Source organism: Streptomyces sp. NPDC059009, from assembly GCF_042740175.1.
Taxonomy (GTDB): Bacteria; Actinomycetota; Actinomycetes; order Streptomycetales; family Streptomycetaceae; genus Streptomyces.
In genome coordinates this window covers 44,496-63,509 of sequence record NZ_JBHYJB010000004.1, presented here as the reverse complement: position 1 = coordinate 63,509, position 19,014 = coordinate 44,496, and the positions used below count along the sequence as shown (strand labels likewise).

Genomic DNA, 19,014 nt, shown 5'->3' with positions numbered 1-19,014 from the left:
ACGGCTCAGCCGGACGAGGCGGGCACCGTCCAGGTGAAGCGCGGCTGCCTGCGCTCCAGGAAGGCGGCGACACCCTCCGCGGTGTCGCCGCTGCCCCGCGCCTGCTCCACCCAGTACGCGTCCCGGTCCTGACGCCCCGCGGCGAACTCCTTCGCCGCCGCCTGCGTCAGCTGGGAGCGCGAGACCAGGATCCGGGTGAACTCCGCCACCCGCTTGTCGAGTTGGTCCCCCGGCAGCACCTCGTCCACGAACCCCGAGCGCAGCGCCCGCTCGGCCCCGACCAACTCACCTGAGAACAGCAGGTACTTGGCGGTCGCGGGCCCGACGAGGGACACGAGGCGGCGCGTGGACGACGCGGGGTAGACGATCCCGAGCTTCGCCGGAGTGACCCCGAACGAGGCGTCCTCGGCGGCGAACCGCAGATCGCACGCCCCCGCCAGCTGACTGCCCCCGCCCACACAGAACCCCCGCACCGCGGCCAGCGTCGGCTTGGGAAAGGCGGCGAGCGCGTCCTCGGCCCGCACCGCGAGCTCCTGCGCCTCGCCCGCCGAGCCCCGCAGCGAGGAGATGTCGGCGCCCGCACAGAACGTGCCGCCCTCGCCGGTCAGCACGAGCGCCCGCACCTCGGGGTCCGCGGCGAGCCCGTCGAGCAGCGGCGGCAGCGAGCGCCACATGTCCGCGGTCATCGCGTTGCGCTTGGCCGGGTGGTCGATGACGACGGTGGCCACACCGCCCGTGACGGCATGCCTCAGCTGCGGTTCCATGCGCCGGATGCTATCCGCCCGTCTCGAACGTACGATCAAGAAGGGGGCGGCTCTGCGACGCGCACGCGGACGGACGGAGACGCTGATGGCCCTCTTGCACAAGCACCCCAAGCAAACCGACGACCGACCGGACCCGAAATCGGACCCGAAAACGGACCCGAAGAAGGACCTGAACTCGGACGTGGGAACGGGACCGGACCGGAAGGCGGACCCGGACCCGAGAACGAGCCCCAAGGGCGCCAAGCTCAAGCGCAGCTTCGGCTGGCTCGCCCTCCTCGGCTCGATCCTGGTCCTCGCCGGGATCGTCGGCCTGTTCTACACCGCCATCGTGACCCTGACCTCGATGCTCCTGTTCGGCTGGCTGCTGCTCATCGGCGGCACCGTCGGCCTGCTGCACGCGGTCCAGGCCCGCGGCACCAACTTCTTCTGGCTCGGCGTGGTCGTGGCCGCGCTGAACATCGCGGCGGGCGTCGTGGTCGTCGCGCGGCCCCATGTGGCGGCCGAGGCGCTGACCATGTTCGCCGCGCTGCTGTTCCTGACCGGCGGCGTGTTCCGACTCATCGGCAGCCTCGTGGTGCGCGGCCCGCAGTTCGCCGTGACGCTGCTGCAGGGCGCCTTCGGGCTGCTCCTGGGCGTCCTGGTGCTCGCCGAGTGGCCGAGCAGCAGTCAGTACGTGATCGGCTGCTTCTTCTCGCTCGCGCTGCTCTTCGACGGGCTCGGCCTGTTCGCGGCCGGCCTCGGCGGGCGCCGCATCGTCAGCCTCGTCGCGGGGGACACGGCCGTACAAACCGAAGAAACCGTGAAGGCGGAACAAGAAGGGCAGGAGCAGTCGCACAACTGACGCCGTCATACTCCGGCGATCAAAAGCCGTCGATAGTCGCTGACTTCTGGTCAGTTCTCCGGTACGGACCAGCGCGTTCTCAACACTCGTCGTGTGGTGACAATCGAGCGCAAGGGCGGCGACCGGACGATGGAGAACGACGGGAGGGGTCCCGGCCCACTCCCTCGGGCCGGCGGAGAGGTGCCGTACGAGGGGGTGTGGCGGTTCACCGCCCCCGCCGTCGACGCGTCGGTGCCCCAAGCGCGGCACGCGGTACGGGACTTGCTGGCCCGGCAGGGCGTGCCCGCGGCGGACGAGCTCGTCCAGGGGCTGCTGCTGATCGTCTCGGAGCTCGTCACCAACGCGGTGCGGCACGCGGCCCTGCTCTCGCCGATGCTCGCCGTGGAGGTGGCGGTCGGCGCCGAGTGGGTGCGCGTCTCCGTCGAGGACAACCACCCGTACCGCCCGACCGCCCTGGTGGCCGACCACGGACAGACGGGCGGCCGCGGACTCCTCCTTGTGCGCGAGGTCACCCGGGAGGCGGGCGGCGCCTGCGACGTCGAGCACACCGCGAGCGGGGGCAAGGTCATCTGGGCGGCCCTGCCCCTCAAGCCCAACGGGCTCTGACCGTACGGGAGTTGACGACCCCCGTACGGTCTCCGGTGGCGGCTACCAGCCCGCCGAAGTGCCGGTCAGCTCCTTGATGGCGGGCCGCGCCGCGTCCAGGACCGTCATGAACCACGCGGAGAACGGGTCCTGTTCGTGCCGTTCCGCGAGCTCGCGCGCCGTCACGAAGACCGTCGACCCGACCTCCTCCGGATCCGGCTTCAGCTGGGACTGCACCATCCCCACGAAGAGGTGGTTGAACTCCTGCTCCACCAGGCCGGAGTCCGGGTCCGGGTGGTTGTAGCGCACCGTGCCCGCCTCGGCGAGCAGCGAGGGCGAGACGCCCAGCTCCTCGTACGTCCGGCGGGCGGCCGCGGCGAACGGGGCCTCTCCCGGGTAGGGGTGGCCGCAGCAGGTGTTGGACCAGACCCCCGGGGAGTGGTACTTGCCGAGGGCCCGCTGCTGGAGCAGCAGCCGCCCCTGCTCGTCGAAGAGGAACACGGAGAAGGCCCGGTGCAACTGCCCTGGTGCCTGGTGCGCGGCGAGTTTCTCCGCTGTGCCGATCGTCTTGCCGTCCTCGTCGACCAGTTCGAGCAAGATCGCTTCTCCGGTGCCGTTCGACGAGCTGTTCGCCGCGGTGGCAGGTGTGATCGGCATACCCATCCTTCGCTTCGGTCTTCGAGCCTCAAGTCTGCCGTACGTATCCGGCGCTCCGGGCACTGCGGGGCCGCATGTCCCCCGCGCCCCGAGAGGGACGCGGGGGACATGCGGCGCACCGTCAGACGCCGAATGCCGCCGGATACCTGATCGTGCCCTGCGGCACGGCCGGGGAACCGTCGGCGCCGTCCCACACGAGCGCCATCATGGCCTCGTCCGGTACGTCGAAGGGCGCCCTGATCCCGTACCGGGAGGCGGGCACGAAGCCGAACCTCGGGTAGTACTCGGGGTGTCCGAGCACCAGGACCAGCTGCTCGCCCCGCGCGCGGGCCGCGGCCAGCGCGGCGCGCACGACGGCCGAACCGGCCCCCGAGCGCTGGTGGTCCGGGAGCACGGCACAGGGTGCGAGGGCGAGCGCCGGAGCACCGTCCACCCGGCACCGGGTGATCAGCGCGTGCGCCACGACCGTGCCGTCCGCCGCCTCCGCGACGTACGAGAGGCCGGGCAGCCACGCCTCGGTGTCCCGGCGCAGCGCGTCCACCAGGTCGGCCTCGGCCTCGGTGGGGAACGCGGCGGCGTTCACCGCGTGCACGGCGGCGATGTCCGCGCCGGTCTCGGGCCGGGTGCGGCGGCCGCCCGGCTCGGCCGGGCGCAGCACGTACCCGCGGTAGCCGTACTCACCGCCGTGGTCCTGCCGCATGGCCAGCTCCTCGCGGGTGGCGGCGAGCGCCTCGGCCATGCCGGGGGCACCGGGGTCGGCCGCCTCGGCGCGGGCCCGCAGCGGGCCGTAGTACGCGTCCCAGTCGGACTCCGGCTGCTGGTGGACGCCGAGCACGCTGTACCCGGCGGCCGTGGCGGCGCGGAGGTTCTCGTCCCCCGTACGCAGCCGGTAATGCCGGTCCCAGAAGGCGCGGGCCTCCGGGGACGGGTTCGCGCCGGTCCACTCGCACTCGGTGAGCACGAGCGTGCCGCCGGGCGCGAGCAGCCGCCGCCATGCGCGCAGGGCGGTGTCGAAGCCGATGCTGTAGGCCGAGCTCTCGGCCCAGATCAGGTCGAACGAACCATCCTGATAGGGGAGTTCGGCCATGTCCGCCTTGACCGCGTGGATCGAGCCGTCGAGCCCGCGGGCCCGTGCCGCCGCCCGCAGCTCGTCGAGGAACGGCTCGTGCAGATCGACCGCGGTCACCTCGGCCCCCGCCTCGGCGGCGAGGAGCAGGGCGGAGCGGCCCGGGCCGCAGCCCAGGTCCAGCACGCGCGGCCGGCTCGGCAGCGGTCCGGCGAGCCCGAGGAGGCGCCGGGTGGTGGCGTCGGAGCCCGGACCCTGCCGCGGCAGCCCGTGGTGCAGGGAGAAGAAGGCGTGGGTGATGTCGTCGTTGTGCTCAGTCAACGTGGGAAACCCTTGAGACGAGGGGCCCGGCCTGACGGCGTACGAGAACGTACGCAAGGAAAGGAAGAGGGTCAGCCGCGAGCCCGGAGAGTGGGGATGCGTGCGTCGCCGCTGCACGGAGCAGCGCATATCGCGACAGTCATCAACCCACCTCCTCAACATCTCAAGATCTCTGGCCAAGGTACCACGCGGGGTGACGGCCCGGGTTCCTGTCAGCCTCCTGTCGGGCCCCCGCGCCGGGGCGGGCGGCGGGAGCACCCTGTGAAGCCAGTGGCCTCGGACCAAGGGAGTTCCCATGCGTCAGCTCAAGGCCCAGAAGCCCGTGGGCAAGCGCACCTCGCGACGTGCGGACGAGGAGAAGGACCAGGAGCGGGCGGAGCGCCCGGAGGTCCGCGCGGACATCCGCAAGACCTGGTGGCCGTCCGACTGATCCGGACCGCCCCCTCATCCGGCTCATCCGGGCCGCCCCGCCGGTCAGTGACAGACCTTCGCCTCATGCTCCGCATGGCCGCTCGGCTCGAGCTGGAACGTGCAGTGCTCGACGTCGAAGTGGTCGCCGAGGCAGCCCTGGAGTTCGTGCAGCATCTTCTCGTTGCCGATCGCGTTCAGCGTCTCCGAGCTCACCACCACGTGGGCGGAGAGCACCGGCAGCCCCGAGGTGATCGTCCAGGCGTGCAGGTCGTGGACGTCCTCGACGCCCGGCAGATCGAGTATGTGGGTGCGGACCTCCGCCACGTCGACGCCCTTGGGGGCCGCCTCCAGAAGGACGTTGAGCGTCTCCCGCAGCAGCTTCACGGTGCGCGGGACGATCATGAAGCCGATCACGAGCGAGGCGATCGGGTCGGCCGCCTGCCAGCCCGTCGTGAGGATGAGCGTCGCCGACACCAGGACCGTCAGTGAGCCGAGGGTGTCCGCGAGGACCTCGAGGAAGGCGCCCCGCACATTGAGGCTCTCCTTCTGGCCGCGCATCAGCAGCGACAGCGACACCATGTTCGCGAACAGCCCGAAGAGCGCGAAGCCGATCGCCAGCGCGCCGTCCGTCTCGGCCGGGTGGAAGAAGCGCTGGACGGCCTCGTACAGGACATAGCCGCCGACGCCGAACAGGAGCAGACAGTTGGCGAGCGCCGCCAGGATCTCGGCGCGGGCGTAGCCGAAGGTGTGGTTGCCGGTGGCCGGGCGGTTCGCGAACCGGATTGCGAGCAGGGCCATGCCGAGGCCGAGCGCGTCCGTCGCCATGTGGGCCGAGTCGGCGAGCAGCGCGAGGGAGTCGGCCATGAAGCCGCCGATGATCTGCGCGACCATCACGGCGAGCGTGATGCACAGCGCGACGCGCAGTCTCCCCACGTACGCCGCGGCCGCGGTCCCGGTGGGCGGCGGCCCTCCGTGCGTATGCCCGTGGTCGTGCCCAGCCCCCATGGGAAAGCTCCTCCCGATCGCTGTTCCGTGCCGGTCGAGGGATCAGTGAACTACTGGTGGGGGGTATCTGGCAACGCGGCACTGAACACCGTTGTCATCTCCCCTGACCTGCGGAAACACCCTGCAGGTCAGGGGAGTGGAGCGACCCGGAGGAGGCCCGGGGCGCGTTCAGCCGCGCGCCGCCTCCGGGTGGTGCAGCAGCCACCCGTCCCACGCCGACTCGACCATCTCGCGCACCCCGCGCCGGGCCGTCCAGCCGAGCTCCTTGGCGGCCAGGCCGGCGTCCGCGACGGCGCGCGGGGCGTCCCCGGCGCGGGCGGGCCCGACCAGAGGAGTACGGGCGTCACCGGTCACCTCACCGATGAGGGTGACGAGTTCGCGTACAGAAACGCCCTCACCCCGGCCGATGTTGACGGTCAGGTCGCCGTCGATGCCGTCCTCCGCGAGGCGCCGGGCCGCGGCCAGGTGCGCCTCGGCGAGATCGGCGACGTGGATGTAGTCGCGCACGCAGGTGCCGTCCGGCGTCGGGTGGTCGGCGCCGAAGATCCGCGGGGCCTCGCCCCGGGTGAGCCGGTCGAAGACCATCGGGATCACGTTGAAGACCCCGGTGTCCGCGAGCTCCGGGCTCGCCGCCCCCGCCACGTTGAAGTACCGCAGGCACACCGTCGAGATGCCGTGCGCCCGCCCCGCGGCGCGCACCAGCCACTCCCCGGCCAGCTTCGTCTCGCCGTACGGGGAGACGGGCGCGCACGGCGTGACCTCCGTGACCAGGTCGGCCTCCGGCGGATTGCCGTACACCGCCGCCGACGACGAGAAGACGAACCGCCGCACCCCCGCCTCGGCCACCGCCTCCAGGAGCGTGGTCAGGCCGCCCACGTTCTCCCGGTAGTAGCGCAGCGGCTCCGCCACGGACTCGCCGACCTGCTTGCGCGCCGCGAGGTGCACCACCCCCGTCACCTCGTGCTCGGCGAGCACCCGCCGCAGCAGCTCCCCGTCGAGCGAGGAGCCCCGTACGAGGGGGATGTCGTCGGGCAGTCGCTGCGGCACCCCCGACGAGATGTCGTCGAGCACGACCACGTTCTCTCCCGCACCGGCCATCACCCGCGCCACATGTGCCCCGATATAACCCGCTCCGCCTGTGATCAGCCATGTCATGGAAGCCCACCCTATGGGGCCTCTATGGCGCCTCTATGGGGCGGTTCCGCCCGCGGTTTGTGAGGTCGGGCCCCGATCGACAATGATGATCTCGGCGGTCGCGGCACACGCAGACCGCGCTGATCGGGCCGTGAACGGGCGATGAACGCCCGCTTCCATTCATCCGATAGCCTCTGCCGACATGCCGCCAGGCCGTGTCCGGCCAGGGGTGCCCCCGTACGCGGTCGTGCCCGGCGCGAGCCGCGCCGTGATCCAAGGAGTGAGTTCGTCTGTCGACCGCCATTCTCACCGGTCAGCCGGTCCCTGGCTCGTCACTCGAAGGCGATCTGCGGTCCCTCGGCTTCGACGTGCGTGGCGCCTCGGACGCGGCGGACACCGAGGCCCAGCTCGCCGCCGTCCCGGCCGGTGAGCGCGTCGCGGTCGTCGACACCCGCTTCGTGGGCCATGTCCACGCGCTGCGCCTCGGCCTCACCGACCCGCGCTTCGACGCCTCCGCGGTGCCCGGCGCCGTCTCCGTACAGCCGCAGGCGCGCGGTCAGCTGACGCGTGCCCTGCGCGCGGCGGCGGCCGCCCCCACCGAGGGCGGCACCACCGTCACCACGCAGGCCGCGCTGCCGGACCACCTCGCCGCCGCCATGGAGGCCGAGGGCGACGCCGTGCACCGGCCCGACCTCGGCACCCTCGTCGCCGCCGTCCCCTCCGACCCGCAGGCCCGCAACGAGGCCCGGCAGGCCGTGGACGCCGTCGACGAGGAGGCCGTGCGGCTGCGCACCGCGGTCAAGTCGCGTGACGGCTTCTTCACCACGCACTTCATCTCCCCCTACTCCCGCTACATCGCGCGCTGGTGCGCCCGGCGCGGCCTGACCCCGAACCAGGTCACGACCGCGTCCCTGATCACCGCCCTGATCGCGGCGGGCTGCGCGGCCACCGGCTCCCGCGGCGGCTTCGTCGCGGCCGGGCTGCTGCTCCTGTTCTCCTTCGTCCTGGACTGCACGGACGGGCAGCTGGCCCGCTACTCCCTGCAGTACTCGACGCTCGGCGCCTGGCTGGACGCGACGTTCGACCGCGCCAAGGAGTACGCCTACTACGCGGGCCTCGCGCTCGGCGCGGCCCGCGGCGGCGACGACGTGTGGGCGCTCGCGCTCGGCGCGATGATCCTGCAGACCTGCCGCCACGTCGTGGACTTCTCCTTCAACGAGGCGAACCACGACGCGACCGCCAACACCAGCCCCACCGCGGCCCTTTCGGACAAGCTCGACAGCGTCGGCTGGACGGTCTGGGTGCGCCGGATGATAGTGCTGCCGATCGGTGAGCGCTGGGCCATGATCGCCGTACTGACGGCGGTCACCACCCCGCGCATCACCCTCGTCGTGCTCCTCATCGGCTGCGCGATCGCCGCCTGCTACACCACGGCGGGGCGCGTCCTGCGCTCACTGACTCGCAAGGCGACCCGCACCGACCGGGCCGCACAGGCGCTGCGCGACCTGGCCGACAACGGCCCGCTGGCCGGGCTCTTCTCGCGCTTCGTGCTCGGCCCCCGGACGCAGGGAGCACCGGTGTTCGCCTTCGCGGGCGGTGCCGCGCTCATCGGCACGGCACTGGCCAACTCCTACGGCAGCATCGTCGTCGTGGTGGGCGCCGCGGTGTACGTCGCCTTCTCCGGCCTCGCCCTCGCCCGGCCCCTCAAGGGCCCCCTCGACTGGCTGGTTCCGCCGTTCTTCCGCGCCGCCGAGTACGGGACGGTACTGGTACTGGCGGCCAAAGCCGATGTGAACGGGGCGCTGCCCGCGGCTTTCGGCCTGGTGTCCGCGGTCGCCTACCATCACTACGACACGGTGTACCGCATCCGCGGCAACGCCGGCGCGCCCCCGCACTGGCTGGTGCGGGCGATCGGCGGGCAAGAGGGCAGGACCCTGGTGGTCGCACTGGCCGCCGTCCTGCTGACCGACACAGATTTCCGCGTCGCGCTCACGGCTCTCGCCGTGGCCGTCGCACTCGTGGTGCTCATCGAGAGCATCCGCTTCTGGGTGTCCTCCGGAGCACCCGCCGTACACGATGAAGGAGAACCCGCATGATCGGCCTCGTCCTTGCGGCAGGCGCCGGACGGCGTCTGCGTCCCTACACCGAAACGCTGCCCAAGGCGCTGGTGCCCGTCGTGGGCGAGGGGACCGAGAACGAGCTGGCTGTGCTCGACCTCACCCTCAAGAACTTCGCCGAGATCGGCCTGACCGAGGTCGCCATCATCGTCGGCTACCGCAAGGAGGCCGTGTACGACCGCAAGGCCGCCCTGGAGGCGAAGTACAACCTCAAGCTGACGCTGATCGACAACGACAAGGCCGAGGAGTGGAACAACGCCTACTCCCTGTGGTGCGGCCGTGACGCGATCAAGCACAGCGTGATCCTCGCCAACGGCGACACCGTGCACCCGGTCTCCGTCGAGAAGACCCTGCTCGCCGCCCGCGGCGACGGCAAGAAGATCATCCTCGCCCTGGACACGGTGAAGAACCTGGCCGACGAGGAGATGAAGGTCATCGTGGACCCCGAGAAGGGCGTCCAGAAGATCACGAAGCTGATGGACCCGGCGACGGCCACCGGCGAGTACATCGGTGTCACGCTCATCGAGGGAGAGGCCGCCGACGAGCTCGCCGACGCCCTGAAGACCACCTTCGAGCGCGACCCCGACCTCTACTACGAGGACGGCTACCAGGAGCTCGTCAACCGCGGCTTCAAGATCGACGTCGCGCCGATCGGCGACGTCTCGTGGGTCGAGATCGACAACCACGACGACCTCGCCAAGGGCAGGGAGATCGCGTGCCAGTACTGACGAGGCTCATCCCCTCGCCGGTCGTCGTCGACATCAGGGCGGGGGCGCTCAACGACCTCGCCACCGTCCTCGCCGACCAGCGGATCTGCTCGTCGACCGGCAAGCTCGCCATCGCCATCAGCGGCGGCTCCGGCGCGGTGCTCCGTGAGCGCCTGGAGCCCTCGCTGCCCAACGCCGAGTGGTTCGAGGTGGGCGGCGGCACGCTCGACGACGCCATCAAGCTCGCCGACGCCATGAAGAAGGGCCGCTACGACGCGGTCGTGGGCCTCGGCGGCGGCAAGATCATCGACTGTGCCAAGTTCGCCGCGGCGCGCGTCGGCCTGCCGCTGGTCGCCGTCGCGACGAACCTGTCGCACGACGGCCTGTGCTCGCCGGTCGCGACCCTCGACAACGACGCGGGCCGCGGCTCGTACGGGGTGCCGAACCCGATCGCGGTGGTCATCGACCTCGACGTGATCCGTGAGGCCCCGGTCCGCTTCGTGCGCTCGGGCATCGGCGACGCCCTGTCCAACATCTCCGCGATCGCGGACTGGGAGCTCGCGGCCCGCGAGCGCGGCGAGGACATCGACGGGCTGGCCGCGGCCATGGCCCGGCAGGCCGGCGAGGCCGTGCTCCGCCACCCCGGCGGCGTCGGCGACGACGGCTTCCTGCAGGTCCTCGCGGAGGGCCTGGTCCTCACCGGCATCTCCATGTCGATCTCGGGCGACTCCCGGCCCGCGTCCGGCGCCTGCCACGAGATCAACCACGCCTTCGACCTGCTCTTCCCCAAGCGCGCGGCCAGCCACGGCGAGCAGTGCGGCCTGGGCGCGGCCTTCGCGATGCACCTGCGCGGGGCCCACGAGGAGTCGGCCTTCATGGCGCAGGTCCTGCGGAGGCACGGACTGCCCGTCCTTCCGGAGGAGATCGGCTTCACCGTGGACGAGTTCGTCCAGGTCGTGGAGTTCGCGCCGCAGACCCGTCCGGGCCGCTACACGATCCTCGAACACCTCGACCTCTCCACCGACCAGATCAGGGACGCATACGCCGACTATGCAAAAGCCATCGGTAGCTGAGCTCCGCCCGGTCGTTCACCCCGCGGGGGTGAAGGACCGGCGGAGCGGCGAGCACTGGGGCGGACGGCTCTACATGCGCGAGATCTCGCTGCGCATCGACCGCCACCTGGTGAACACCAAGGTCACGCCCAACCAGCTGACCTACCTGATGACCGTCTGCGGCGTCCTCGCGGCCCCGGCCCTGCTCGTTCCGGGCATCTGGGGCGCGGCCCTCGGTGTCGTCGCGGTCCAGCTGTATCTGCTGCTCGACTGCGTCGACGGCGAGATCGCCCGGTGGCGGAAGCAGTACTCGCTCGCCGGTGTCTGGATGGACCGCGTCGGCGCCTACCTCACCGACGCGGCCGTCCTCGTCGGCTTCGGGCTGCGCGCCGCCGACCTGTGGGGCTCGGGCCGGATCGACTGGCTGTGGGCGTTCCTCGGCACGCTCGCCGCTCTCGGCGCCATCCTGATCAAGGCCGAGACGGACCTGGTCGCCGTGGCCCGCGCACAGAGCGGCAAGGAGCAGGTGAAGGAAGCCGCGTCCGAGATGCGCGGCTCCGGCATGGCCCTGGCCCGCAAGGCCGCCGCCGCACTGAAGTTCCACCGCCTGATCCTGGGCATCGAGGCGTCCCTGCTGATCCTGGTCCTGGCGATCGTGGACCAGATCCGGGGCGACCTGTTCTTCTCGCGGCTCGGCGTCGCCGTCCTCGCCGGGATCGCGCTCCTGCAGACCTTGCTGCACCTCGTGTCCATCCTGGCTTCGAGCAGGCTCAAGTGAGTACGGCAGGGGACAAGACGATGAAGGTCGGCGCGGTCATCATCACGATGGGCAACCGGCCGCAGGAGCTGCGCGCCCTCCTCGACTCGGTCGCCAAGCAGGACGGCGACCCGGTCGAGGTGGTCGTGGTCGGCAACGGCGCCCCCGTCCCGGAGGTGCCCGCCGGGGTGCGCACCGTCGAGCTGCCCGAGAACCTGGGCATCCCCGGCGGCCGCAACGTCGGCATCGAGGCGTTCGGCCCCGGCGGCACCGACGTCGACGTCCTGCTCTTCCTGGACGACGACGGCCTGCTCGCGAACATGGACACGGCCCAGCTGTGCCGCGAGGCGTTCGCCGCCGACCCCAGGCTCGGCATCATCAGCTTCCGCATCGCGGACCCGGACACCGGCGAGACCCAGCGCCGCCACGTGCCGCGCCTGCGCGCCTCCGACCCGATGCGCTCCTCGCGCGTGACGACATTCCTCGGCGGCGCCAACGCCGTCCGTACGAAGGTCCTCGCCGAGGTCGGCGGGCTGCCCGGGGAGTTCTTCTACGCGCACGAGGAGACCGACCTCGCCTGGCGGGCCCTCGACGCGGGCTGGATGATCGACTACCGCTCCGACATGGTCCTGTTCCACCCGACGACCGCCCCCTCCCGGCATGCGGTGTACCACCGCATGGTGGCCCGCAACCGCGTCTGGCTGGCCCGCCGCAATCTGCCCGCGCTCCTGGTGCCGGTCTACCTCGGCGTCTGGATGCTGCTCACGCTGGCCCGGCGACCCTCGGGACCTGCCCTCAAGGCGTGGTTCGGCGGCTTCAAGGAGGGCTGGGCCACCCCGTGCGGTCCGCGCCGCCCCATGAAGTGGCGTACGGTGTGGCGCCTGACCCGACTGGGCCGACCTCCTGTCATCTGACAAGCTCGGATCTGAGAGCATGCGGGCCATACCCCGGTCCCTGGCCCTCCATGCCTATGCCCGACCGGCCTGCGCTTCTGAAGACGAAAGTTTCCACTCGTGAGTGAGACAACGCATGACGGCGGGGTCGCGGTGACAGCATCGCCGTCGACTCCGTCGCCCGATGACGGGCTCTCCCTGGCCGAGCTCGCCGCCAAGTACGGTCTGACCGTCAGCGGCGCCCGGCCCGGACTTTTCGAGTACGTCCACCAGCTCTGGGGACGGCGCCACTTCATTCTCGCCTTCTCGCAGGCGAAGCTCACCGCCCAGTACAGCCAGGCCAAGCTCGGCCAGCTGTGGCAGGTGGCGACGCCGCTGCTGAACGCCGCGGTCTACTTCTTCATCTTCGGCCTGCTGCTCGGCGGCCGGGGCGGCATGGGCAACGACGTCTACATCCCGTTCCTGGTGACGGGTGTCTTCGTCTTCACCTTCACGCAGAGCTCCGTGATGGCCGGTGTGCGGGCGATCTCGGGGAATCTGGGTCTGGTGCGGGCGCTGCACTTCCCGCGCGCCTCGCTGCCCATCTCCTTCTCGCTGCAGCAGCTCCAGCAGCTGCTGTTCTCCATGATCGTCCTGGTGGTCGTGCTCCTCGGCTTCGGGCACTTCCCGGCCTGGTCGTGGCTGCTGGTCGTGCCGGCCCTGGCGCTGCAGTTCCTCTTCAACGTCGGCCTGGCCATGATCATGGCGCGGATGGGATCCAAGACGCCCGACCTCGCCCAGCTCATGCCCTTCGTCCTGCGGACCTGGATGTACGCGTCCGGCGTGATGTTCCCGCTGAGCCACATGCTGGAGAAGGCCAGCGCCCCGTCCTGGGTCGCGGACGCGCTCCTCGCCAACCCGGCGGCGGTCTACATGGACCTGATGCGGTACGCGCTGATCGACGACATCGGCAAGTACCAGGAGCTGCCGCCGCACGTCTGGGCGCTCGCGCTCGGCTGGGCGGTCGTCACCGGCGTCGTCGGCTTCGTGTACTTCTGGAAGGCTGAGGAGAGGTACGGCCGTGGCTGAGCAGAGGGCCGACGCCCATATCCCCACCGTCATCGCCGACGAGCTGCACATCGTCTACCGCGTCAACGGCGCCAAGACGGGCAAGGGCAGCGCCACCGCGGCGCTGAGCCGGATGTTCAAGCGCGGCGAGGAGCGCGGGGTCCGCAAGGTGCACGCCGTGCGCGGCGTCAGCTTCGCCGCGTACCGCGGCGAGGCCATCGGCCTGATCGGTTCCAACGGTTCCGGCAAGTCGACGCTGCTGCGGGCCATCGCCGGTCTGCTCCCCGCCGAGAAGGGCAAGGTCTACACCGACGGCCAGCCCTCGCTGCTGGGCGTCAACGCGGCCCTGATGAACGACCTGACGGGGGAGCGCAACGTCATACTCGGCGGGCTCGCGATGGGCATGTCCCGCGAGCAGATCCGGGAGCGCTATCAGGAGATCGTCGACTTTTCGGGAATCAACGAAAAGGGCGATTTCATCACGCTCCCGATGCGTACCTACTCCTCCGGTATGGCGGCCCGTCTCCGCTTCTCCATCGCGGCCGCCAAGGACCACGACGTCCTCATGATCGACGAGGCCCTCGCCACCGGCGACCGGAAGTTCCAGAAGCGCTCCGAGGCCCGCATCCGCGAGCTGCGCAAGGAGGCGGGCACCGTCTTCCTCGTCAGCCACAACAACAAGTCGATCCGCGACACCTGTGACCGCGTGCTGTGGCTGGAGCGTGGCGAGCTGCGCATGGACGGCCCGACCGACGAGGTCATCAAGGAGTACGAGAAGTTCACGGGGAAGTAGCCCCCGGGTTCCTTCCCCAGCCCGTCCCGAGCGTCAGGGTCCCACCGGAATTACCTCCGGCGGGACCCTGACGCCTTTTCAGCCGACATTCGCCCCGCCTGCCTCTCAACTCCCGGTAGTTCAGGGAAGATTGACGCCAATCGGTGCGTTGTTGTGATGTGCGGAACACCCCGACGAAGCGCCGTTGGTTGTACAACGTAAGCTGTACCGGTGCTGATTCGCGGCAAGTGGGGTGATATCGCACGGGGCCCTGGGGGAGGGGCCTGCTGCGCCAGGCGGGGTGCCGAGCGGCGTGTCCGAAATAGGATGTATTGGGTCGGCAGTGTAGAACGGGAGTCGTGACGGCAATGGCTACGGATGATCTCCAGCTCCACGCTGCGTCAGCCGTCCTCGACAAGGCAGCGGACGAGAACTTTCCCGTGGCCCCCTTCTTCCTCCCCAAGGCGTGGCGCGCCGACCTCATGGCCGTCTACGGCTTCGCCCGGCTCGTCGACGACATCGGTGACGGCGACCTCGCCCCCGGCGGCGCAGACGCCCGCTTCCTCGGCGTGGACCCGGAGGCCGCCGACGACCGGCTCGTCCTGCTCGACGCCTTCGAGGCCGACCTGCGCCGCGTCTTCAGCACCACAGAGGAGCCCGGCCACCCGCTGCTGCGCGCACTGCGCCCCACCGTGCGCCGCCGCGAGCTCACCCCCGAGCCCTTTCTGGCCCTGATCGAGGCCAACCGCCAGGACCAGCTCGTCGGCCGGTACGAGACCTACGACGACCTCCTCGCCTACTGCGAGCTCTCCGCGAACCCGGTCGGCCGCCTCGTCCTCGCCCTCACCGGCACCGCGACCCCCGAGCGCATCCGCCGCTCGGACGCGGTGTGCACGGCCCTCCAGATCGTGGAGCACCTCCAGGACGTGAGCGAGGACCTCGGCCGGGACCGGATCTACCTGCCCGCCCAGGACATGAAGCGCTTCCACGTCCAGGAGCGGGATCTGGCCGTCCCCACGGCAGGCGCGTCGGTGCGCGCACTGGTTGCATATGAAGCAGAACGCGCCCACTGCCTCCTGAATGAAGGCACCCCCCTGGTGGGTAGCGTCCACGGCAGGCTGAAGGTGCTCTTGGCCGGATTCGTGGCAGGGGGGAGGGCGACGGTCCATGCGATCGCCGCCGCCGGATACGACGTACTTCCAAGGCCGCCGAAGCCCACGAAGCTCCGTTTGGTGCGCGAGGTGGGAGCGGTTCTGCGAGGAGAGGGGTGAGCCGGACCGTGGAGGGAGACCCGCACGTGTCCGCGCCGGTACTCGCCGCGTACAGCTACTGCGAGGCCGTTACCGGGCAGCAGGCACGTAATTTCGCGTACGGCATCAGACTGCTGCCGACGCCCAAACGCCGCGCGATGTCGGCGCTCTACGCCCTGTCACGGCGCGTGGACGACATCGGTGACGGGGAGCTCCCCGTGGACGTGAAGGCGGTGCGGCTCGACGAGACCCGGGCGCTGCTCGCCCGCATCCGCGAGGGGGACGTGGCGGAGGACGACACCGACCCGGTGGCCGTCGCGCTCGCGCACGCCGCGGCGAACTTCCCGCTCCCGCTCGGCGGGTTCGACGAGCTCATCGACGGCGTCCTGATGGACGTGCGCGGTGAGACCTACGAGACGTGGGAGGACCTCAAGGTCTACTGCCGCTGTGTGGCCGGGGCGATCGGGCGGCTCTCGCTCGGCGTCTTCGGCACCGAGCGGGGGGCGCTGAACGCGGAGCGCGCGCCGGAGTATGCCGACACGCTCGGCCTCGCGCTCCAACTCACGAACATCCTCAGGGACGTTCGCGAGGACGCCCAGGGCGGGCGCACCTACCTGCCCGCCGACGACCTCGCCAAGTTCGGCTGTTCCGCGGGCTTTTCGGGCTCCACGCCGCCGGCGGGCTCCGACTTCGCCGGGCTCGTGCACTTCGAGGTGCGGCGCGCGCGGGCCCTGTTCGCCGAGGGCTACCGGCTGCTTCCCCTGCTCGACCGGCGCAGCGGGGCCTGCGTCGCGGCGATGGCGGGGATCTACCGGCGCCTGCTCGACCGGATCGAGCGGGAGCCCGAGGCGGTGCTGCGGGGCCGGGTCTCGCTGCCCGGCCGCGAGAAGGCGTACGTCGCCGTGCGCGGCCTGTCCGGGCTCGATGCGCGCTCCGTCTCCCGGCAGACCGTCAGGAGGCGTACGTGATGCGCGGACAGCGGCAGGCAACCCTCCGCGCCGAGGCGGCGTCCCAGACTGCAACGACCGAAGGGGAGGGTGCATGAGCAGTGACGACATGCGGCCCGGCGGGGTCGAAGAGGATCGTGCGGGCCGTCCGGGAAGGACGGCCGCTGTAGTCGTGGGCGGTGGTCTCGCCGGGATCACCGCCGCCCTCTCGCTCGCCGATGCCGGGATGCGGGTGACGCTGCTCGAGGGGCGGCCGCGCCTGGGCGGGCTCGCCTTCTCCTTCCAGCGCGGCGAGTTGACCGTCGACAACGGCCAGCACGTCTATCTGCGCTGCTGCACCGCCTACCGGTGGTTCCTCGACCGGGTCGAGGGTCGCCACCTGGCGCCGCTGCAGGAACGTCTCGACGTACCTGTGCTCGACGCCGACCGCAAGCGCCTCGGACGCCTGCGCCGGGCCGCGCTGCCCGTGCCGCTGCACCTCGCCGCCAGCCTCGCCACCTACCCGCACCTCTCCCTCGCCGAGCGTGCCAAGGTGGGCCGCGCCGCGCTGGCCCTCAAGGGCCTGGACCTCGCCGATCCCGCCCTGGACACCCAGGACTTCGGGACCTGGCTCGCCAGGCACGGGCAGTCGCCGCGCGCCATCGAGGCGCTCTGGGACCTGGTCGGCGTCGCCACGCTCAACGCGGTCGCGGGCGACTCCTCGCTCGGCCTCGCCGCGATGGTCTTCAAGACGGGGCTGCTCTCCGACCCGGGCGCCGCGGACATCGGCTGGGCCCGGGTGCCCCTCGGTGACCTGCACGACGGGCTCGCCCGCAAGGCGCTCGACTCCGCGGGCGTACGTACGGAACTGAGGACAAAGGTCACCTCCATCTCCCGTATGGAGAACGGCAGTTGGGGCGTCGATGTTCCCGGTGAGCGGATCGAGGCCGACACCGTGGTGCTCGCCGTGCCGCAGGCCGAGACCCACGACCTGCTGCCGGACGGCGCCCTCGACGAGCCCGACCGGCTCCTGGACATCGACACCGCGCCGATCCTCAACCTCCATGTCGTGTACGACCGCAAGGTGCTCAAGCAGCCCTTCTTCGCCGCGCTCGGCACCCCCGTCCAGTGGGTCTTCGACCGGACCGAGGCCTCGGGCCTGGCCGACGGGCAGTATCTGGCGGTCTCCCAGTCGGCCGCGCAGGACGAGATCGACGCGCCCGTCGCCGCACTGAGAGAGCGCTATCTCCCGGAGCTGGAGCGGCTGCTGCCCGCCGCGCACGGCGCCGAGGTCCGGGACTTCTTCGTCACGCGCGAGCGCACCGCGACGTTCGCGCCCACCCCGGGAGTGGGCAGGCTGCGGCCCGGCGCCCGCACCCGGGCCCCCGGCCTGTACCTGGCCGGCGCGTGGACCGCCACCGGCTGGCCCGCGACCATGGAGAGCGCCGTGCGCAGTGGCATCAGCGCGGCCAGGGCCGCTCTCTCCACACTCGACCGCCCCCGCGATCATCTCTTCGCTTTCGAGGAGGCGGCGTGAAGCTCGACGTCCTGGGGTCAGGTCCCCAGGAACCCCGCACCGGAACAAGAGGAGAGACTGTGCCGACTGTGCCCTCGGCCGAAACGGCTGCCGACACGGTGGACGTGACCTCACTGCTCGAGCGCGGAAGGACGCTGGCCACCCCGGTGCTGCGGGCCGCGGTGGACCGCCTCGCGCCCCCCATGGACACCGTCGCCGCCTACCACTTCGGCTGGATCGACGCCGCGGGCAACCCGTCCGACGGTGACGGCGGCAAGGCCGTGCGCCCCGCGCTCGCCCTGCTCTCCGCCGAGGCCGCCGGTGCCGCCCCCGAGGTCGGCGTGCCCGGCGCGGTCGCCGTCGAGCTCGTCCACAACTTCTCGCTCCTGCACGACGACCTGATGGACGGCGACGAACAGCGCCGCCACCGCGACACCGTGTGGAAGGTGCACGGCCCCGCGCAGGCCATCCTCGTGGGCGACGCCCTGTTCGCCCTCGCCAACGAGATCCTCCTGGAGCTCGGCACCGTCGAGGCGGGCCGCGCCACCCGCCGCCTCACCACCGCGACCCGCGCCCTCATCGACGGCCAGGCGCAGGACATCTCGTACGAGCACCGGGAGCGCGTCAGCGTCGTCGAGTGCCTGGAGATGGAGGGCAACAAGACCGGCGCGCTGCTCGCCTGCGCGGTGTCCATCGGCGCCGTGCTCGGCGGAGCCGACGACCACACCGCGGACACCCTGGAGAAGTACGGCTACCACCTCGGCCTCGCCTTCCAGGCCGTGGACGACCTGCTGGGCATCTGGGGCGACCCGGAGGCCACCGGCAAGCAGACCTGGAGCGACCTGCGGCAGCGCAAGAAGTCCCTGCCGGTCGTGGCCGCGCTCGGTGCGGGCGGTCCCGCCTCCGAGCGGCTCGGCGAGCTCCTCGCCGCCGACGCCAAGAGCAATGACTTCGACAACTTCTCCGAGGAGGAGTTCGCCGCGCGCGCCGCTCTCATCGAAGAGGCGGGCGGACGCGAGTGGACCGCCGAGGAGGCCCGGCGCCAGCACGCCGTCGCCATCGAGGCGCTGGACAGCATCCAGATGCCGGACCGGGTGCGGGCGCAGCTGGTCGCGCTCGCCGACTTCGTCGTCGTACGAAAGAGATGATCACTATCGCGCGGATATGACTCGCAGTCGCCGGCCGGAGCGCGC

Annotated in this window: 19 protein-coding genes; 14 read left to right on the top strand and 5 right to left on the bottom strand. The window is 71.2% G+C overall.

The genetic code is table 11. The features are described from left to right. Positions 1-5: 5 nt before the first annotated feature. Positions 6-764, bottom strand: a complete 759-nt coding sequence (locus ACFWYM_RS05485) for an enoyl-CoA hydratase/isomerase family protein (RefSeq protein WP_384830323.1) — start codon at positions 762-764, stop codon at positions 6-8. An 85-nt stretch (positions 765-849) separates the two neighbouring features. Here ACFWYM_RS05485 and ACFWYM_RS05480 point away from each other — a divergent pair, with 85 nt between their 5' ends. After that, positions 850-1,605 carry an HdeD family acid-resistance protein gene (locus tag ACFWYM_RS05480; RefSeq protein WP_384830320.1) on the top strand — a complete coding sequence of 252 codons (756 nt, stop codon included), beginning with the start codon at positions 850-852 and terminating at the stop codon, positions 1,603-1,605. 129 nt (positions 1,606-1,734) lie between these two features. Further along, positions 1,735-2,211 carry an ATP-binding protein gene (locus tag ACFWYM_RS05475; protein ID WP_384830828.1) on the top strand — a complete coding sequence of 159 codons (477 nt, stop codon included), beginning with the start codon at positions 1,735-1,737 and terminating at the stop codon, positions 2,209-2,211. A gap of 42 nt (positions 2,212-2,253) precedes the next feature. Here ACFWYM_RS05475 and idi read toward each other — a convergent pair whose 3' ends face one another. Further along, positions 2,254-2,847, bottom strand: coding sequence for an isopentenyl-diphosphate Delta-isomerase (gene idi, locus ACFWYM_RS05470; RefSeq protein WP_384830318.1), 594 nt, complete (start codon positions 2,845-2,847; stop codon positions 2,254-2,256). A gap of 121 nt (positions 2,848-2,968) precedes the next feature. Beyond that, positions 2,969-4,234, bottom strand: coding sequence for a GNAT family N-acetyltransferase (locus tag ACFWYM_RS05465; RefSeq protein ID WP_384830315.1), 1,266 nt, complete (start codon positions 4,232-4,234; stop codon positions 2,969-2,971). A gap of 295 nt (positions 4,235-4,529) precedes the next feature. Here ACFWYM_RS05465 and ACFWYM_RS05460 point away from each other — a divergent pair, with 295 nt between their 5' ends. Beyond that, positions 4,530-4,664 carry a hypothetical protein gene (locus tag ACFWYM_RS05460; protein WP_384830313.1) on the top strand — a complete coding sequence of 45 codons (135 nt, stop codon included), beginning with the start codon at positions 4,530-4,532 and terminating at the stop codon, positions 4,662-4,664. 44 nt (positions 4,665-4,708) lie between these two features. On the opposite strand, the gene ACFWYM_RS05455 is transcribed toward ACFWYM_RS05460, so the two are convergent. Then, entirely contained in the window at positions 4,709-5,650 is a 942-nt protein-coding gene (locus ACFWYM_RS05455) for a cation diffusion facilitator family transporter (RefSeq protein WP_384830310.1), read from the bottom strand. A gap of 168 nt (positions 5,651-5,818) precedes the next feature. Beyond that, a complete protein-coding gene (gene galE / locus ACFWYM_RS05450) occupies positions 5,819-6,805 on the bottom strand; it encodes a UDP-glucose 4-epimerase GalE (RefSeq protein WP_384830308.1) in 987 nt (328 codons plus the stop codon). 269 nt (positions 6,806-7,074) lie between these two features. Here galE and ACFWYM_RS05445 point away from each other — a divergent pair, with 269 nt between their 5' ends. The 11 genes from ACFWYM_RS05445 (at position 7,075) to ACFWYM_RS05395 (ending at position 18,969) form a co-directional block, all read left to right on the top strand. Beyond that, complete coding sequence (locus tag ACFWYM_RS05445) at positions 7,075-8,880, top strand: DUF5941 domain-containing protein (protein ID WP_384830825.1); 1,806 nt, start codon at positions 7,075-7,077, stop codon at positions 8,878-8,880. Then, positions 8,877-9,629 carry a sugar phosphate nucleotidyltransferase gene (locus ACFWYM_RS05440; protein WP_384830305.1) on the top strand — a complete coding sequence of 251 codons (753 nt, stop codon included), beginning with the start codon at positions 8,877-8,879 and terminating at the stop codon, positions 9,627-9,629. The genes ACFWYM_RS05445 and ACFWYM_RS05440 overlap by 4 nt, the downstream gene beginning before the upstream one ends. Continuing rightward, on the top strand, positions 9,617-10,681 hold the full coding sequence (locus ACFWYM_RS05435; protein WP_384830302.1) for an iron-containing alcohol dehydrogenase family protein: 1,065 nt from the start codon (positions 9,617-9,619) through the stop codon (positions 10,679-10,681). Before ACFWYM_RS05440 ends, ACFWYM_RS05435 begins: the two co-directional genes overlap by 13 nt. Then, positions 10,659-11,438, top strand: coding sequence for a CDP-alcohol phosphatidyltransferase family protein (locus tag ACFWYM_RS05430; RefSeq protein ID WP_384830298.1), 780 nt, complete (start codon positions 10,659-10,661; stop codon positions 11,436-11,438). The genes ACFWYM_RS05435 and ACFWYM_RS05430 overlap by 23 nt, the downstream gene beginning before the upstream one ends. A 20-nt stretch (positions 11,439-11,458) precedes the next feature. Further along, the gene (locus ACFWYM_RS05425; RefSeq protein WP_384830822.1) at positions 11,459-12,331 is read left to right on the top strand and encodes a glycosyltransferase family 2 protein; all 873 of its coding nucleotides are present in this window, start codon (positions 11,459-11,461) and stop codon (positions 12,329-12,331) included. 99 nt (positions 12,332-12,430) lie between these two features. Then, positions 12,431-13,378, top strand: coding sequence for an ABC transporter permease (locus ACFWYM_RS05420; RefSeq protein WP_384830295.1), 948 nt, complete (start codon positions 12,431-12,433; stop codon positions 13,376-13,378). After that, positions 13,371-14,150: an ABC transporter ATP-binding protein gene (locus tag ACFWYM_RS05415; protein WP_384830292.1), complete on the top strand. Its 780-nt coding sequence runs from the start codon at positions 13,371-13,373 to the stop codon at positions 14,148-14,150. The genes ACFWYM_RS05420 and ACFWYM_RS05415 overlap by 8 nt, the downstream gene beginning before the upstream one ends. A gap of 347 nt (positions 14,151-14,497) precedes the next feature. Further along, positions 14,498-15,400, top strand: coding sequence for a squalene synthase HpnC (gene hpnC, locus ACFWYM_RS05410; RefSeq protein ID WP_384830289.1), 903 nt, complete (start codon positions 14,498-14,500; stop codon positions 15,398-15,400). Continuing rightward, positions 15,397-16,347 (top strand): presqualene diphosphate synthase HpnD, encoded by a 951-nt coding sequence (gene hpnD, locus ACFWYM_RS05405; protein WP_384830286.1) that lies wholly within the window; start codon positions 15,397-15,399, stop codon positions 16,345-16,347. Before hpnC ends, hpnD begins: the two co-directional genes overlap by 4 nt. Positions 16,348-16,435: 88 nt before the next feature. Then, the gene (gene hpnE / locus ACFWYM_RS05400; protein ID WP_384830819.1) at positions 16,436-17,842 is read left to right on the top strand and encodes a hydroxysqualene dehydroxylase HpnE; all 1,407 of its coding nucleotides are present in this window, start codon (positions 16,436-16,438) and stop codon (positions 17,840-17,842) included. After that, positions 17,839-18,969, top strand: coding sequence for a polyprenyl synthetase family protein (locus ACFWYM_RS05395; RefSeq protein WP_384830283.1), 1,131 nt, complete (start codon positions 17,839-17,841; stop codon positions 18,967-18,969). The genes hpnE and ACFWYM_RS05395 overlap by 4 nt, the downstream gene beginning before the upstream one ends. The last annotated feature ends 45 nt before the right edge of the window (positions 18,970-19,014 follow it).